This window comes from Bradyrhizobium sp. 63_E2_N1_3 (genome assembly GCF_052076005.1).
Classification (GTDB): Bacteria; Pseudomonadota; Alphaproteobacteria; order Rhizobiales; family Xanthobacteraceae; genus Bradyrhizobium; species Bradyrhizobium barranii.
In genome coordinates this window covers 279,483-295,862 of record NZ_CP197235.1, presented here as the reverse complement: position 1 = coordinate 295,862, position 16,380 = coordinate 279,483, and the positions used below count along the sequence as shown (strand labels likewise).

Genomic DNA, 16,380 nt, shown 5'->3' with positions numbered 1-16,380 from the left:
CAAGCTGGAGCCCCTTTCTTTTTGCCTTCTTTTGTCCTGCGCGACAAAGAAAGCGATTGCCATTTCAGATTGCCGGCGCAGAAATATCGACCACAACGAAAAACAAACCGGGAGGTCGTCATGCGTTTGGAAGGCGGATGCTATTGCGGCGAAGTGCGCTACGTGGCCGAAGGTGATCCGATGATGCAGGCCCAGTGTCATTGCCGCGAGTGCCAGTACATCTCGGGCGGCGCGCCCAACACCTTCATCGCGATGCCGGCGGCCGGCTTCAGCTACATCACCGGGCAGCCCAAGCAATTCACGCGCAAGGACCTCGAACGCGCCGTCACGCGCGAATTCTGCGCCGAATGCGGCACCCATCTGGTGACCAAGGTTCCGGGCCTGCCGGCGGCGATCCTGAAGGTCGGCACCTTAGACGAGCCCGCGCAGTTCCATCCGCAGATGGCGATCTACACCTGCGACATGCAGGAGTTCCACGCGATCCCGGTGGGCATGAAGACATTCGAGAAGCTGCCGGGGCACTAGGCGCGCCCATATCCGGAAACTCGCCATGCCCGGGCTTGCCCCGCCTGCGCGGCCGAAGCCCGCTTCGGCGAGGCGAAGGCCCGGGCATGAACGTTCTTGGGTACGGTAGAATGGGCCGGGGGATGGCCGGGACAGGCCCGGCCATGACGGGACCCGGGCCCGCCATGCGTCCGCTCTATCCGGCCTCATTATTCCCGCTCCGGACGGACCGGACCTCAAATCCAGGTCACGGAAATGACTCTTGATGGCGCGGAAAGCCGATGGTTAATCGCGTCTTAACCTCGCCCTATCTATGGTGAAGTGAACCGCTTCCCGCCGGCGCCTTGGTGCGACCGGCTGTTCCAAGAGTGCTGGCGTCCAGAATGGCTATAACCGCTTCATCCCGTGCGCCGCAGGACAGTGGAAGCTCCGATAGCGAACGCTCGCCCTTCGTCCGGCTGAACGAGCTGCTGGCACCCCATCAGCCGGGTAAGCCATTGATTACGCTTGCAGTCGGCGAGCCCCAGCATCCCGTGCCTGACTTCGTCGGCCCGGTGCTGGCCAAGCACATCGCCGATTTCGGCCGTTACCCCGCGAACAAGGGCACCGACCCGTTCCGCACGGCAGCGGGCGCCTGGCTGTCGTCGCGCTTCAAGCTGCCGCGGCCGCTCGACCCCGAGAACGAGATTCTCGTCCTCAATGGCAGCCGCGAGGGGCTGTTCCTCGCCGCGATCGCGGCCGCGCGCTATGTCGGCCCGCGCCCCGGCAAGCCCGCCATCCTGATGCCGAACCCGTTCTATCCGGTCTATGGCGCCGGCGCCCGCGCCGCGGCCTGCGAGCCGGTCTACCTGCCGACCACCGTCGAAAACGGCTTTCTGCCCGATCTCGATGCCATCGACGAAGCGACGCTGGCGCGCACGGTGGCGTTCTATCTGGCCTCGCCCGCCAATCCGCAGGGCTCGGTCGCCAAACCCGACTATTTCAGGCGGTTGAAGCAGCTCGCCGACCGCTACGGCTTCGTGATCCTCAGCGACGAGTGCTATTCCGAGATCTACACCCGCGAGGCCCCGGGCAGCGCGCTCGAATGCGCCGGCCCTGATTTCACCCGCGTGGTTGCGTTCCAGTCGCTGTCGAAGCGCTCCAACCTGCCGGGCCTGCGCGTCGGTTTCGCCGCCGGCGACAAGCGATTCATCGGCATGTTCCTCGAGCTGCGCAACATCGCGGCGCCGCAGGTGCCGGTGCCGCTCCAGCATGTCGCGACCGTTGCCTATGGCGACGAGGCGCATGTCGAGGAGAACCGCAGGCTCTACCGGATCAAGTTCGATCTCGCCGACCAGATCATCGGCGATCGTTACGGCTATCGCCGACCTGACGCAGGCTTCTGCGTCTGGCTCAACACGTCCGCGCTCGGCGACGACGTGTCGATCACGCTCAGGCTCTTCAAGGAAGCAGGCGTACGCGTGGTGCCCGGCAGCTATCTGGCGCGGCTCCAGCCCGACGGCTTCAATCCGGGCGCAGGTTTCATTCGCCTTGCGCTGGTGCAGGATGGCGAGACCACGGCGCAGGCGCTGCACCGCCTGGTCGAGACTCTGGGTTAGGCGGGGCCCATGAGCATGTCGGCAATCGAACGTGTCATTCCACTGGTCGGCCATCTGCCACCGTCGATCCGCGAGGGGCTGGCGCGGCGTATGCGCGAGCTCACCGGTTTCGGCCTGATTGCATTGTCCGGCGTCGCCTCGGCCGCGCTGATGACCTGGTCGGTGCAGGATCCAAGCCTCAGCCACGCGACCTCACGGCCGATCCGCAACATTCTCGGCTATGCCGGCGCGATCGGCGCCGACCTTGCGATGCAGATCCTCGGGCTCGGCGCGATTATGCTGGTCCTGACGGTCGCGGTCTGGGGCTGGCGCATGATGACCCATCGCCCGTTCGACCGCGAGGCGCTGCGGCTCGGTTCCTGGACTCTCTGCACCGTGATCGCTGCGGGCTTTGCCAGCTGCTGGCCGCATGGCGGCGCCTGGCCGCTGCCGACCGGCCTCGGCGGCGTGGTCGGCGATGCGCTGGTGCGCGCGCCCGCGGTGATTTTCGGACCGGCGGGCACGATCTATCGCATGGTGCTGGGCACGATCCTGTTCGCCGCGATCGGCGCGACCTTCCTGATCGCCTGCGGCCTCGGCGCGCGCGCGCATGACGACGAGTTCGCGGAGATCGAGGACGACGACAAGCCGCTCGACGAAGACGAGGAGAGCGATCGCGGCTCGGTGTCGCTGGGGTGGCTGTTCCACGCATTGATGAGCACGAAGGCGCGGCTGATCTGGCTGCTCGGCACCGCTTACCGCTCGCTGGTCTCGAGCGGACCGAAGACCAAAGCCGTTGCGTTCAGCCGCCAGGAGCCGAATCTCGGCGGCGGCCGCGCCGCGCCGTCGATCTCGCCGCAGTCCGAAGACGAAATTGACGAGGACGAGCACGAAGAAGAGGAAGACGAGGAGGAGGAAGAGGAGGAGCCGGCCGCGCGCGCGCCGCGCAAGAAGGCTGCACCAAAGGCCGCCTCCAAGAAATCCTCCGACAAGTTCGAGCTTCCGTCCGTGTCCGTGCTGGCCGCGCCCAAGGCGGGCGATCGCCAGCCGCTCAGCAAGGCTGAGCTGGAAGCCAATTCGCGTTCGCTCGAAGGCGTGCTGCAGGATTTCGGCGTGCGCGGCGAGATCGTGAAAGCCAATCCGGGTCCCGTGGTCACACTGTACGAGCTGGAGCCGGCGCCCGGCATCAAGTCATCGCGCGTGATCGGTCTCGCCGACGATATCGCCCGTTCGATGAGCGCGCTGTCGGCACGCGTCGCCGTCGTGCCCGGCCGTAACGCCATCGGCATCGAGCTACCGAATGCGCATCGCGAAAAGGTCTATCTGCGCGAGCTGCTGGTCGCCAAGGAGACTGTCGATTCGGTTGCGAAGCTGCCGCTCTGCCTCGGCAAGACCATCGGCGGCGACCCCGTGATCATCGACCTCGCGCGCACGCCGCACATGCTGATCGCCGGCACCACCGGCTCCGGCAAGTCGGTCGCCATCAACACCATGATCCTCAGCCTGGTCTACCGGCTGCGCCCGGACCAGTGCCGCCTGATCATGGTCGATCCGAAAATGCTCGAACTCTCCGTCTATGACGGCATTCCCCATCTGCTCACGCCTGTTGTGACCGACCCGAAGAAGGCGGTGGTCGCGCTGAAATGGGCCGTGCGCGAGATGGAAGAGCGCTACAAGAACATGGCCAAGCTCGGTGTGCGCAACATCGACGGCTACAATACGCGCCTGCTCGAATTGAAGGCCAAGGGCGAGGAACCGACGCGCACGGTGCACACCGGCTTCGACAAGGAAACCGGCAAGGCGATCTACGAGGAAGAGAAGCTCTCGCTCGACCCGCTGCCCTACATCGTCATCATCGTCGACGAAATGGCCGACCTGATGATGGTCGCCGGCAAGGACATCGAAGGGGCGGTGCAGCGCCTCGCGCAGATGGCGCGCGCCGCCGGCCTGCACGTGATCCTCGCGACGCAGCGTCCGTCGGTCGACGTCATCACCGGCACCATCAAAGCGAACTTCCCGACCCGCATCGCCTTCCAGGTGACGTCCAAGATCGACAGCCGCACCATTTTGGGCGAGATGGGCGCCGAGCAGCTGCTCGGGCAGGGCGACATGCTCTACATGGCGGGCGGCGGCCGCATCAGCCGCGTGCACGGACCTTTCGCGTCGGACGAGGAAGTCGAGAAGGTGGTGCGTCACCTCAAGACGCAGGGCCAGCCCGAATACCTCGAGGCCGTCACGGCCGAAGAGCCGACCGAGGACGAGGACGGTGGCGCCGTGTTCGACGCCAGCGGCATGGGAGCGGATGGCGGCGGCGATCTCTTCCAACAGGCCGTGGCCATCGTCAAACGCGACCGCAAGGCCTCGACCAGCTACATCCAGCGCCGGCTCCAGATCGGCTATAACCGCGCCGCTTCGCTGATGGAGCGCATGGAACTCGAGGGCATCGTCGGACCCGCCAACCACGCCGGAAAGCGCGAGATTCTGGTCGAGGAAGAAGATAGCCATATGTGAGGCGAGCCGCCTCTGAACATAATTTCACGCAAAATCGATATCTGCAGTAGCGAAATCACGCTAAAAGGGCGCCCAGCCACACAGGACGACGCGTTGATCAGACATCCGGACATTCGATTCGCTGCCACCATCGCTGCGCGAAGCGCGCGCATGGCCGGTGTGCTTCTCGTCACCGCCGCGATGGTGACCGCGGCGTCGTTCGCGCAGACCGTGCCTGTGCCGAAGCCCGCGCCGAAGGGCCGCGATGGCGGTTCGGCCGGTGGGCCCGCCGTCACCGGCGCGACCCAGACGCCGCCGAACCCGGTCATCCCGGATCCGCGCCGCAACGTGCCGACCAGCATCTTCCAGACGTTTGACGCCAACCAGAAGGCGCAGGCGGCCAAGGTCAGCGCCTATCTGTCCTCGTTGTCGACGCTGGTTGGAAATTTCGTCCAGGTCGGCCCCGACGGCAGCAAGACGCAGGGCGACTTCTACATCCAGAAGCCCGGCAAGGTGCGCTTCGAATATGACGCGCCGAGCCCGATCGACATCGTCGCCGACGGATCCTCGCTGGTGGTGCGCGACCGCAAGCTCGCGACCCAGGACGTCTATCCGCTGTCGCAGACGCCGCTGCGCTTCCTGCTGTCCGATCGCATCGACCTGATGAAGGACACCAACGTCGTCAACGTCTCGGCCGACGACGTCTTCGTCAGCGTCACGATCGAGGAGAAGCAGGCGCTGGTCGGCACCAGCCGCCTCCTGCTGATGTTCGGCGCCAAGGACGGCCAGTTGAAGCAGTGGACCGTCACCGACCCGCAGGGCTACGACACCACGATCGCGGTCTACAATCTCGATGCGGGCAAGAAGCTTGATCCTGCCATGTTCAAGATCGATTTCACCAATTACGGCCCATCGCCGGGTTGAAAGCTCTACTGCCGTAGGGTGGGCAAAGGCGCATTAGCGCCGTGCCCACCATCTCTCCTTGCGGCAGGCATTGGTGGGCACGCTTCGCTTTGCCCACCCTACGAGGGCTCGCAACGAACCTTGCACCCACCCCCGAAAAGACGTGGGCACGGCGCTTTGCGCCTTTGCCCACCCTACGAGAGCTTGCTAAGACGCAGGCCTCATGCGTCTTTCCCTGACAACCTGGAACATCAACTCGGTGCGGCTGCGCATCGACTTGGTCGCGAAGTTTCTCAAGAGCGCGCGGCCGGACGTGCTGTGCCTCCAGGAGACCAAGTGCATCGACGATGCCTTTCCCCTGAAGCGTTTCAAGCGGCTCGGCTATGAGCATGTCGCGCTGAACGGGCAGAAGGGTTATCACGGCGTCGCCATCGTCTCGAAGATCCCGTTCGAATCGAAAGACATCCGCACCTTCTGCGACAAGGTGGATTCGCGCCACATCTCGGTCTCGTTCGGCGAGAAGGCCAGCATCGCAAAGCCGCTGGTGCTGCATAATTTCTACGTGCCCGCCGGCGGCGACATTCCCGATCCCGCGCTGAACGAGAAATTCGACCACAAGCTTCGCTTCCTCGACGAGATGAAGGCCTGCGAGCCGCTGCATCCGCGCGGGGAGGATCGCCACATCCTGGTCGGCGATCTCAACGTCGCGCCGCACGAGAACGACGTCTGGTCGCACAAGCAGCTTCTGAAAGTGGTTTCGCATACACCTGTGGAGACAGAGAAGTTGCAAGCCGCGCTGGCAGCCGGTGAGTGGGTCGACGTCGCGCGCGAGCGTTTTCCGATGTCGGAGAAGGTCTATACGTGGTGGAGCTATCGTTCCGCGGACTGGACCGTCGGTGATCGCGGCCGCAGGCTCGACCACATCTGGGTCTCGCGCGCATTGAAGGACGCGGTCAGCGATTTCAAGATCCTGCGCGACGCGCGGAGCTGGGAGCGCCCGTCGGACCACGTGCCGGTGACGGTGACGCTGGAGGTGTAGCGGCGCCGTCCGGGCTACGACGACGTCAGCTTCGCGCCCGCCATCAGGATATCGCTCGCGATCTGGCTGGAGCGCACCGCGAATTCGTCACGCAGGCGCACCGCAGCCGCGGGGTCACTCTCGAGCACACGTTGAAACAGGCTGCGCGCGACGCGGATGACGGAGGCGTGCTCCAGCGCGACCGCGCTCGATGGCCGCTTCATCGGCACCACCAGCGCGAGCTCGCCGATCAGCGCACCGGGACCTGCGATCATCTCCGCGCCGGCGCCGTCGTCGACCCGAAAGGCGCCGCGTTGAACCACGTATCCGGCATCGGCGTCGTCGCCGAGATTGAAGAGGACGTCGCCGCGAACGAAATTACGCTGCTCGGAGCCGATCGCCAGCATGCGCAACGACGCGTCTCCCAACAAGCGCAGTGTCGGGACACGCTCGAGAAGCGCTACGTCGTCGTCGATTGACATTCAGGTCCGGGGCTCAAAGGGCATGCGATCTAAAACGATTCGCACGCCCCTAAAGCGTATCACGGCACCAGCTTGTAGCCACCGGCTTCCGTGACCAGGATCTCCGGATTGGCGGCGTCCTTCTCGATCTTCTGGCGGAGGCGGTAGATGTGCGTTTCCAGCGTGTGGGTGGTGACGCCGGAATTATAGCCCCAGACCTCCTGGAGCAGGGTCTCGCGCGAGACCGGCATCTGGCCGGCCCGGTAGAGGAAGCGGAGGATGGCGGTTTCCTTCTCGGTGAGCCGGACCTTGCGGGCATTGGCCGCGGTCAGCATCTTCGAGCCCGGGCGGAAGGAGTAGGGGCCGACCGAGAACACCGCGTCCTCGCTCGCCTCGTGCTGGCGGAGCTGGGCGCGGATGCGGGCCAGCAGCACGGCGAAACGGAAGGGTTTTGCGACGTAGTCGTTGGCGCCGGATTCCAGCCCCAAAATCGTGTCGGAATCGGTGTCATGCCCGGTGAGCATGATGATCGGGGCCTTGAAGCCGCCCTTGCGCAAGGAACGAACCACCTCGCGGCCATCGGTGTCGGGCAGGCCGACATCCATCAGGACGAGATCGGGGGCATTGGCCTTCGCGGCGCTCGCGCCCTTGGCCCCGGTATCGACGGCGGAGGCCTCAAATTCTTCGTGCAGCGATAATTGCTCCACCAACGTATCGCGCAGATCGGTATCGTCATCCACGATGAGGATCTTGCGGGCATTGGCCATAGGGGGTCATCCTTTTGGAGTCCGGCTCGGCGCGCATGCATGCTGCACCCAGCCGCGAGGGAAAGTTAGGGGGGTCGCCGTTATTATTGTTGTTCGTGTTGAAGTAGTGGGCTGTTACCGATTCACAAGCCAGAAGCACTCTAACTCAAAATCTCAGGCCGTTTTGATGAATGTCCTGTAATGAATTCGACATCGCACGTTCACATGAAAAGCAAAGCGGATTCAGCTAGTTACCCAAAGAATCGAAGCTCCGGACCGCTTCAAGCGATCCGCGTTAAACCTGCTGCCGGGAATCCGCGCCGTGGCTGGCTGACGGCCGGCGCGCTGACGATCCCGGTGGCGCTGGGGCGGGGCGGAATCCTGGCAAACAAGCGCGAGGGCGATGGCGGCACCCCGCGGGGCAGCTTCCGTCCCAGGCAATTGTGGTGGCGGGGCGACCGTCACAGCCGTCCGCGGACCTTTCTTCCGGCCCGGACCATCGGCGACACGGACGCCTGGTGCGAGGACGCCGGAGATCGCCACTACAATCAGGCGATCCGGCTCGGACCGGAGCAGGGCGGTGACCGTCTCAAGCGGACCGACCATCTCTATGACTTCATCATCGAAATCGACCACAACACCAGACCGCGCGTCGCCGGCCGCGGCAGTGCGGTGTTTTTGCATCTGGCGCGCGACAATTTCGGGCCGACCGCAGGCTGCGTCTCGATGACCAAAGCGGCGATGCTGCAATTGCTGCGGCGCCTGGGACCAAGAACCAGAATCATCATCGGGTGAGGGCACATGCTCGACAAGGATCAGATCGCCGCCGCATCGCAGGTCCTGGTCAAACATTGGCGCGACGGCACCAAGTTTGACGCGCTGGAGCCGCGGTTGCGGCCGCAGAGCCGCGCTGATGGCTATGCCATCCAGGCCGCCCTCGAAAACCAATCACTTGGAACACTGTTCGGTTGGAAGATCGCGGCGACAAGCGAGGCCGGACAAAAGCACATCAACGTCGCGGGACCGCTGGCCGGCCGCATCATGAGCGACACCGTGATCGCCGACGGCGGCACGGCGTCGATGAAGGGCAACGAGATGCGCGTCGGCGAGCCGGAGTTCGCCTTCCGCATGGGCCGCGATCTGCCGCCGCGCGCGACGCCGTACAGTGTCGACGACGTGCTCGCCGCCGTCGACACCTTGCATCCCGCGATCGAGATTCCCGACTCGCGCTTTGGCGATTTCGCCGGCGCCGGCGAGGCACAGCTCATCGCCGACAATGCCTGCGCGCATCTGTTCGTGCTGGGCGCCGCGACGACTGCGAACTGGCGCGCCATGGATCTCGTCGAGGAGCGGCCGCAGATCACGCTGCGCGGCCAGCGCTATCTCGGCCACGGCAAGAACGTGCTCGGCGATCCCCGTGTTGCCTTGGCCTGGCTTGCCAACGAGCTGCGCGGGCTCGGCATCACCTTGCGGGCAGGGGAGGTGGTGACGACAGGCACGTGCCATCCGCCGCTGCCGATCCAGGCCGGCGATCATTTCGCGGTGGATTTTGGTGTGCTGGGGCAGGTGTCGGTGGGGTTTGCGTAACCACCGCACACACCGCCGTCGTCCCTGCGGACGCAGGGACCCATAACCCCAGGGAGAAGTTTGGCGAAGACTGGCAGTTACCTCACTTTCGCCGGTACGAAGACCACCCACCAATCAGAGATCACGCGGTATGGGTCCCTGCGCCCCGTGCGCAATTGCGCACTAGGCAGGGACGACAGCAACTACCGGTGCCCGAAGATCGCGCTCCCAACGCGCACATGGGTGGCGCCGAGCATGATCGCGGTGGCGAAGTCCGCGCTCATGCCCATCGAGAGATTCTTCAAGCCATTGCGCGCCGCGATCTTGGCGGTCAGCGCGAAATGCGCCGCCGGCGGCTCGTCGACCGGCGGGATGCACATCAGGCCGGAGATCGTCAGCCCATAGCTGTCGCGGCAGCTCGCGATGAAGGCATCGGCCTCGCCGGGAGCGATGCCGGCCTTCTGCGGCTCCTCGCCGATGTTGATCTGGACGAACAGCTCCGGGTGCCTGTTCTGGGATTCGATTTCCTTGGCTAACGCCTGGCAAATGCTCGGGCGGTCAACCGAATGGATGGCATCGAACAGCGCCACCGCCTCCTTCGCCTTGTTGGACTGCAGCGGCCCGATCAGATGCAGCGCGATGCCGGAATAAGCGGACGTTAACGCCGGCCACTTGCCTTTGGCCTCCTGCACCCGATTTTCGCCGAATACGCGCTGTCCGCCGTCGATGACCGGGATAATTGCATCCGCGGCGAACGTCTTGGACACCGCGATCAGCGTCACGGAGGCGCGACTGCGCCGCGCTTCCTTGCAGGCGCGGGCAATTTCGGCTTCGACCGCGGCGAGCGCGTTTGGTGAATGGCCGGTTACCGGCGCGGCGTTGGTTTCGGTCATGACGTCGGTTCGGACTGGATTGTTGCGGAGCTAGTTCTAATTTTACCGAGTTCAAGAAAGAGTTTTTGAACCCTTCGCTTTACCTTGGCCGATGGGGTGGGCAGCGAAGATGGCAAACGTCAGTTTCAACCGCAAACGAGTGAAACTCAAGCAGGTTCTCGGAATCCGGGCACGGCTTGCGTTGCTCGCGGTGATTCTGGTGACGCCTTTGATGTTCGAGCGCATCCGTTCGCTCGAGGACACGCGCGCGCGGCAGATCGCGCAGGCCGCGACCGAATTCACCACCGTTGCAAGACACAGCGCCGATGCGCAGCGCGAAGTGATCTCGTCGGTCGAAACCATCCTGAAATCTGAAGCCTTCATCCGCGCCTCCGCCGGCGGCATCAGCAAGAGCTGCGACGTGCTGCGCGCGAGCCTGCCGTCGAACCTTCCCTGGATCCGCACGCTGTTGATCGCCGGCCAGGACGGACGCATCCAGTGCGCCACCAACAACATGTATGTCGGCCTCGACCTCAGCGACCGGCCATACTTCCAGCAGGCGCAGGAAACCGGCCGCTTCGTGCTGAGCGACTTCATCCTGTCGCGGCCTGTGCCGTCGCCGACCGTCATGGCGGTTTATCCGGTGTCGGCCTTCAGCGGCGTGGCGGATGCCGTCGTGCTCGCCACCGTCAACCTCGACTGGATGTCGAAGGTCATGAGCAATCTCGGCGGCCGCGCCGGCATCACCGCCGTGCTGGTCGACAGCGCCGGCACCGTGCTCGCCGCGCCGGCTGATCAGCACAGCGCAATCGGCCGTCCGCTCGACAACATGCCGCTGATGTCGGCGATCGCCGACAGGGCGCTGCGTTCGGACCAGGACGAGGGCTCACTCTCTTTCCTCGCCGCTGACGGCTCCCGCCGCGCGGTGAGCTATATCCGCATCGCCGGCACCAACGCCCGCCTGATTGCCAGCATCGACGAGGACAAGGTGTCCGCGGCGGTCAGCCGCGACATCCGCACCGCCTATCTCCAGCTCGCGTTCGTCGTCCTGTTCGTCCTACTCGGCGCGCTGATCGCCGCCGAGAAGCTCGTGATCAAGCCGATCGAGATGCTGGCCGACATGGCCAAGCGCCTCGGCGAAGGCGACCTCTCGGCCCGCGCCGCGCGCAACCGTCTGCCGGCCGAGTTCGTGCCGCTGGCCCGCGCCTTCAACGCGATGGCCGCGCAGCTCAGCCAGCGCGAGCGCGAGCTGATCGCGAGCAACGACCGCCTGACCGTGATGGCCTCGATCGACATGCTGTCGGGGCTGGCCAATCGCCGCGGCTTCCAGAGCCGGCTCGACTTCGAATGGATGCGCGCGCAGCAGTATGACAGCGAGCTTGCGCTCCTGATGATCGACGTCGACCACTTCAAGCTGTTCAACGACACCTACGGCCATCTCGAAGGCGATTCCTGCCTGACCCGGCTCGGCGAATCCTTGTCCGGCATCGCCGCCGACACGATGGGCTTTGCGGCCCGCTATGGCGGCGAGGAGTTCTGCCTGCTGCTGCCGAACACCGATGTGAACCGCGCCGTCGAGATCGGCGAGCAGGTGCGCGCGGCCGTGCTGAAGCTGTGCCTGCCGCACATCACCTCCGCCCACATGATCGTCACCGTCTCGATCGGCGTTGCCGCAACGAAGCCGAACGAGACGCTGCGCCCCGGCGATCTCATCGAAGCCGCCGACGCCGCGCTCTACGCCGCAAAACACCGCGGCCGCAACAATGTCATGGAGCACGGCATCCAGGTGATCGAGAACAGCGCGGCCGCCATGATGCTGGCGGCGAGCGCCTAGCCCGCAGCCGCGGCGCGATCGAGCTCGACCTCCGTCACTACGCGATTGCGGCCGCCGCCCTTGGCGAGATAGAGCGCGCGGTCGCAACGCTCGATCAGATCGGTGATCGCCTCGCCCGCACGATACTGCGCTACGCCGATCGACACGCTGATGCCGGGCAGGGTCTCGCCGGTCGAGCGGCGCGTGATCGTGCATTCGGCGATCGCGCGCCTGATACGCTCGGCGATCTCGGCGCAAGTGGCGAGATCGGCATCCGGCAGCACGGCAATCAGCTCCTCGCCGCCATAGCGGGCCGACAGATCCTGCTCGCGAACTTTTTCGCGCAGCACTTTCGCAATCAGGCGCAGCACCTGGTCGCCGACGCCATGGCCGAAATTGTCGTTGAAGGTCTTGAAGTGGTCGATGTCGAGCATCAGCACGCCGAGCGGCTCGCCCCAATCCGCGGTCGTCTGTGCCTTGCGCAGGAATTCATCGAGCGCCCGCCGGTTTGCCAGCCCCGTCAGCGTATCGGTCCGGGCGCGCTCTTCGGACTTGGAGAGCGAGTCGCGGATCACGTCGAGCTCGCGGGTCTTTTCCGCAAAGCCGGCCTCGAGCCGGGTCGCCCTCGTGGCGGCCCGGGCCAACTCATTCATGAGCTGGGCGACCAGCGCCTTCGGATCGACGCCGGCCCTGCCCTGATCAGCGACTTCGCTGATCGCCTGCATCTGGGAACGATTGTCGGCCATGGCCGTCGCCAGAAACTCCTTCGCCGCCCCCATGAGGGCATGCAGCCGATCGGACGTCTCGGAGGCGACGGCGCCCGCCCGGGGCGCGACATAGGTCTCGAACAGATCCTGGTTGGTCCTGGCGTCGAAGGGACGGTTGTGGTCGATCAGGAGATCGATGGCATTGCGCAGGTCGTCATGACTGCCTGCGAAATAGTGGAACCAGACGGCAAAATTGGTCGGCGTCGGCGGAATCCGCTGCTCGGCCATGCTCCGCACCGCCCGTCCGGCGACGGACGCGGCATAGTCGTAATCGAGATCGTCGAAGCCTGATTCCATCGCCTGGCGGGGTGCTGTCGGCGGCCAACCTCGCACCGACCCCTTAATCCGATCCCAATGGGCCGTCCGTACTTTAGCGGAGCAGCCTTGCGGGGGGCCGCCGCCAGCGGCAACCCATTGACCCCCTAAGGACTTCTATGGCCTAGTCCGCCGTCTTTAGACGGCCGAATCCACGAAAACCCAACGATTCCATGACCTCCGAACGCTACAACGCCCGCGACGCCGAACCGCGCTGGCAAGCCGCCTGGGACCAGCAGGCGATCTTCGTCTCCAAGAACGACGATTCGCGGCCCAAATACTACGTGCTGGAGATGTTCCCCTACCCGTCCGGGCGCATCCATATCGGCCATGTCCGCAATTACACGCTCGGCGACGTGCTGGCCCGCTTCATGCGCGCCAAGGGGTTCAACGTGCTGCACCCGATGGGCTGGGACGCCTTCGGCCTTCCGGCCGAGAACGCCGCCATCGAGCGCAAGGTCGCGCCGAAGGCCTGGACCTACGACAACATCGCCGCGATGAAGAAGCAGCTCCGCTCGATCGGGCTGTCGCTGGACTGGTCGCGCGAATTCGCGACCTGCGACCCCAGCTACTACAAGCATCAGCAGAAGATGTTTTTGGACATGCTCGCCGCCGGCCTGGCCGAGCGTGAGAAGCGCAAGCTCAACTGGGATCCGGTCGACATGACCGTGCTCGCCAACGAGCAGGTGATCGACGGCCGCGGCTGGCGCTCGGGTGCCGTTGTCGAACAACGGGAAATGAGCCAGTGGGTCTTCAAGATCACGAAGTACTCGCAGGAACTGCTGTCCGCGCTGGATGGGCTCGACCGCTGGCCCGACAAGGTGCGGCTGATGCAGCGCAACTGGATCGGCCGCTCCGAGGGCCTGCTGGTCCGCTTCGCGCTGGATCAGGCGACGACGCCCGCCGGCGAGAGCGAGCTGAAGATCTTTACGACGCGCCCGGACACCCTGTTCGGCGCCAAATTCATGGCGATCTCGTCGGATCATCCGCTGGCTCAAGCAGCAGCCGCGAAGAACCCGAAGCTTGCCCAGTTCATCGCCGACATCAAGAAGATCGGCACCGCGCAAGAGATCATCGACACCGCGGAAAAGCAGGGTTTTGACACCGGCATCCGCGCGGTGCACCCGTTCGACCCGAGCTGGAAGCTGCCGGTCTATGTCGCGAACTTCGTGCTGATGGAATACGGCACCGGCGCGATCTTCGGCTGCCCCGCGCACGACCAGCGCGACCTCGACTTCGTCAACAAGTACAATCTCGGCAACATTCCGGTGGTGTGCCCCGAGGGTCAGGACCCGAAGACGTTCGTCATCACCGACACCGCCTATGACGGTGACGGCCGCATGATCAATTCGCGCTTCCTCGACGGCATGACCATCGAGCAGGCCAAGGACGAGGTCGCAAAGCGGCTGGAAGGCGAACTGCGCGGCAATGCGCCGGTCGGCGAGCGTCAGGTCAATTTCCGCCTGCGCGACTGGGGCATTTCGCGCCAGCGCTATTGGGGCTGCCCGATTCCGGTCATCCACTGTCCGAAGTGCGATGTGGTGCCGGTGCCGGACGCCGACCTGCCGGTGACGCTGCCTGATGACGCGACCTTCGACAGACCGGGCAACGCGCTCGATCATCACCCGACCTGGAAGCACGTCACCTGCCCCAAATGCGGCGGCAAGGCCCAGCGTGAAACCGACACCATGGACACCTTCGTGGATTCGTCCTGGTATTTTGCGCGGTTCACCGATCCCTGGAACGAGAACGCGCCGACGACGCCAGCCGTCGCCAACCGGATGCTGCCGGTCGACCAGTATATCGGCGGCGTCGAGCACGCGATCCTGCATCTGCTCTACAGCCGCTTCTTCACCCGCGCGATGAAGGCGACCGGGCACATTGCGCTGGACGAGCCGTTCGCCGGCATGTTCACCCAGGGCATGGTGGTGCACGAGACCTACCAGAAGGCCGACGGCACCTATGTGCAGCCGGCCGAGGTGAAGATCGAGGTCGGCGGCAACGGCCGGCGCGCGACGCTGCTGACGTCAGGCGAAGACATCCAGATCGGTCCGATCGAGAAGATGTCGAAGTCGAAGAAGAACACGGTCGACCCCGACGACATCATCGAGACCTACGGCGCCGATGTCGCCCGCTGGTTCATGCTGTCGGACTCCCCGCCCGACCGCGACGTGATCTGGAGCGACGAGCGCGTCCAGGGTGCCTCGCGCTTCGTGCAGCGGCTGTGGCGGCTGGTGAACGATGCAGTGGAGCTCGGCCAGGCCGCGCCGGCAGATCGTCCGGGCTCGTTCGGCCCGGATGCGACCGCCTTGCGCAAGGCCGCCCATGGCGCGCTGGACAAGGTCACCACCGGCATCGAGCGGCTGCACTTCAATGTCTGCCTTGCCCATATCCGCGAATTCGCCAATGCGTTTTCGGAGGTGCTCCAGCGCCCCGGCCAGCCCACAGCTGACCTCGCCTGGGCGGTCCGGGAGGCCAGCCAGATCCTGGTCCAGCTGTTCTCCCCGATGATGCCGCATCTGGCCGAGGAGTGTTGGCAGGTTCTGGGCAATAGCGGGCTGGTTTCCGAGGCCGATTGGCCCCAAATCGAACGCGATTTGCTGGTTGAAGACGCCGTGACCCTGGTGGTCCAGGTCAATGGCAAGAAGCGGGGTGAGGTCACAGTTGCAACAGCGGCCCAGAATCCGGAAATCGAGGCTGCCGTTTTGGCACTCGATGCGGTAAAACTGGCCTTGGACGGCAAGCCCGTCCGCAAGGTGATCATCGTCCCCAAGAGGATCGTGAATGTTGTCGGCTAGGATCCGCATCGCAGCCCGCTTGCTGGCGGTCGCCGCATTGGCGGCCCTGACGGCTGGCTGCTTCCAGCCGATGTACGCCGAGCGTGGCGACGGGACACCCGGCCTGCGCGAAAAGCTGATGGGGGTCGACCTTCCGCCGATCAACAAGGCCAATGCCTCCCGCGAGGCCCGTGTCGGCGTCGAGGTCCGCAACGCCTTGGCCTTCAAGCTCTACGGCACGGCCACCGGCATGCCGCCGACCCATCGCCTGGAAATTCGCTTCGCGAGCAGCAAAACGTCGCTGATCGTCGATCCCAATACCGGCCTGCCGAACAGTGAAAACTACGGCATCGACGCCCAGTACAATTTGATCGAGGTCGTCAGCGGCAAGTCGGTCATGACCGGCACGACGTTCGCGCGCGTGTCCTATGACATGCCCGGCTCCTACCAGCGCTTTGCCCGCAACCGGGCCCTTCGCGATGCCGAGGATCGTGCCGCCAACGAGATCGCCGAGAACATCAACACGCGCCTCGCCTCGTTCTTCATCGCCGGCACTTAAGTCATCCCCGTC

General features: G+C 64.9%; 14 protein-coding genes. 10 read left to right on the top strand and 4 right to left on the bottom strand.

Annotation, left to right across the window (positions count from 1 at the left end; all coding sequences use genetic code 11):
• Nucleotides 1–120: 120 nt before the first annotated feature.
• The 5 genes from AB7531_RS01345 to xth all read left to right on the top strand — a co-directional run bounded on the left by AB7531_RS01345 (nt 121) and on the right by xth (nt 6,513).
• Nucleotides 121–525, top strand: a complete 405-nt coding sequence (locus tag AB7531_RS01345) for a GFA family protein (RefSeq protein ID WP_063980293.1) — start codon at nt 121–123, stop codon at nt 523–525.
• 362 nt (nt 526–887) lie between these two features.
• Nucleotides 888–2,102, top strand: coding sequence for an aminotransferase class I/II-fold pyridoxal phosphate-dependent enzyme (locus AB7531_RS01340; protein WP_063980292.1), 1,215 nt, complete (start codon nt 888–890; stop codon nt 2,100–2,102).
• Between the two features lie 9 nt (nt 2,103–2,111).
• Complete coding sequence (locus AB7531_RS01335) at nt 2,112–4,592, top strand: DNA translocase FtsK (protein WP_063980291.1); 2,481 nt, start codon at nt 2,112–2,114, stop codon at nt 4,590–4,592.
• A gap of 150 nt (nt 4,593–4,742) precedes the next feature.
• Nucleotides 4,743–5,495, top strand: a complete 753-nt coding sequence (locus AB7531_RS01330) for an outer membrane lipoprotein carrier protein LolA (protein WP_063980290.1) — start codon at nt 4,743–4,745, stop codon at nt 5,493–5,495.
• A gap of 202 nt (nt 5,496–5,697) precedes the next feature.
• Complete coding sequence (gene xth, locus AB7531_RS01325; RefSeq protein WP_014490778.1) at nt 5,698–6,513, top strand: exodeoxyribonuclease III; 816 nt, start codon at nt 5,698–5,700, stop codon at nt 6,511–6,513.
• Nucleotides 6,514–6,527: 14 nt separating this feature from the next.
• Here xth and AB7531_RS01320 read toward each other — a convergent pair whose 3' ends face one another.
• Both AB7531_RS01320 and AB7531_RS01315 read right to left on the bottom strand, forming a co-directional pair.
• On the bottom strand, nt 6,528–6,974 hold the full coding sequence (locus AB7531_RS01320) for a cyclic nucleotide-binding domain-containing protein (RefSeq protein ID WP_063980289.1): 447 nt from the start codon (nt 6,972–6,974) through the stop codon (nt 6,528–6,530).
• Nucleotides 6,975–7,033: 59 nt separating this feature from the next.
• The gene (locus AB7531_RS01315; protein ID WP_007598630.1) at nt 7,034–7,720 is read right to left on the bottom strand and encodes a response regulator transcription factor; all 687 of its coding nucleotides are present in this window, start codon (nt 7,718–7,720) and stop codon (nt 7,034–7,036) included.
• 204 nt (nt 7,721–7,924) lie between these two features.
• Here AB7531_RS01315 and AB7531_RS01310 point away from each other — a divergent pair, with 204 nt between their 5' ends.
• Both AB7531_RS01310 and AB7531_RS01305 read left to right on the top strand, forming a co-directional pair.
• The gene (locus tag AB7531_RS01310; protein ID WP_063985976.1) at nt 7,925–8,494 is read left to right on the top strand and encodes a L,D-transpeptidase family protein; all 570 of its coding nucleotides are present in this window, start codon (nt 7,925–7,927) and stop codon (nt 8,492–8,494) included.
• Nucleotides 8,495–8,500: 6 nt separating this feature from the next.
• Nucleotides 8,501–9,286, top strand: coding sequence for a 2-keto-4-pentenoate hydratase (locus AB7531_RS01305; RefSeq protein ID WP_063980288.1), 786 nt, complete (start codon nt 8,501–8,503; stop codon nt 9,284–9,286).
• A 182-nt stretch (nt 9,287–9,468) separates the two neighbouring features.
• On the opposite strand, the gene AB7531_RS01300 is transcribed toward AB7531_RS01305, so the two are convergent.
• Complete coding sequence (locus tag AB7531_RS01300) at nt 9,469–10,158, bottom strand: YggS family pyridoxal phosphate-dependent enzyme (protein ID WP_063980287.1); 690 nt, start codon at nt 10,156–10,158, stop codon at nt 9,469–9,471.
• Nucleotides 10,159–10,267: 109 nt separating this feature from the next.
• On the opposite strand from AB7531_RS01300, the gene AB7531_RS01295 reads away from it, so the two are divergent.
• A complete protein-coding gene (locus AB7531_RS01295) occupies nt 10,268–11,971 on the top strand; it encodes a diguanylate cyclase domain-containing protein (RefSeq protein ID WP_063980286.1) in 1,704 nt (567 codons plus the stop codon).
• Here AB7531_RS01295 and AB7531_RS01290 read toward each other — a convergent pair.
• A complete protein-coding gene (locus AB7531_RS01290) occupies nt 11,968–13,014 on the bottom strand; it encodes a GGDEF domain-containing protein (protein ID WP_187387855.1) in 1,047 nt (348 codons plus the stop codon). The two genes, AB7531_RS01295 and AB7531_RS01290, sit on opposite strands and share 4 nt — an antisense overlap.
• Before the next feature lie 191 nt (nt 13,015–13,205).
• On the opposite strand from AB7531_RS01290, the gene leuS reads away from it, so the two are divergent.
• Both leuS and lptE read left to right on the top strand, forming a co-directional pair.
• On the top strand, nt 13,206–15,830 hold the full coding sequence (leuS, locus tag AB7531_RS01285) for a leucine--tRNA ligase (protein WP_063980285.1): 2,625 nt from the start codon (nt 13,206–13,208) through the stop codon (nt 15,828–15,830).
• A complete protein-coding gene (lptE, locus tag AB7531_RS01280; RefSeq protein WP_028150179.1) occupies nt 15,817–16,368 on the top strand; it encodes an LPS assembly lipoprotein LptE in 552 nt (183 codons plus the stop codon). Before leuS ends, lptE begins: the two co-directional genes overlap by 14 nt.
• The last annotated feature ends 12 nt before the right edge of the window (nt 16,369–16,380 follow it).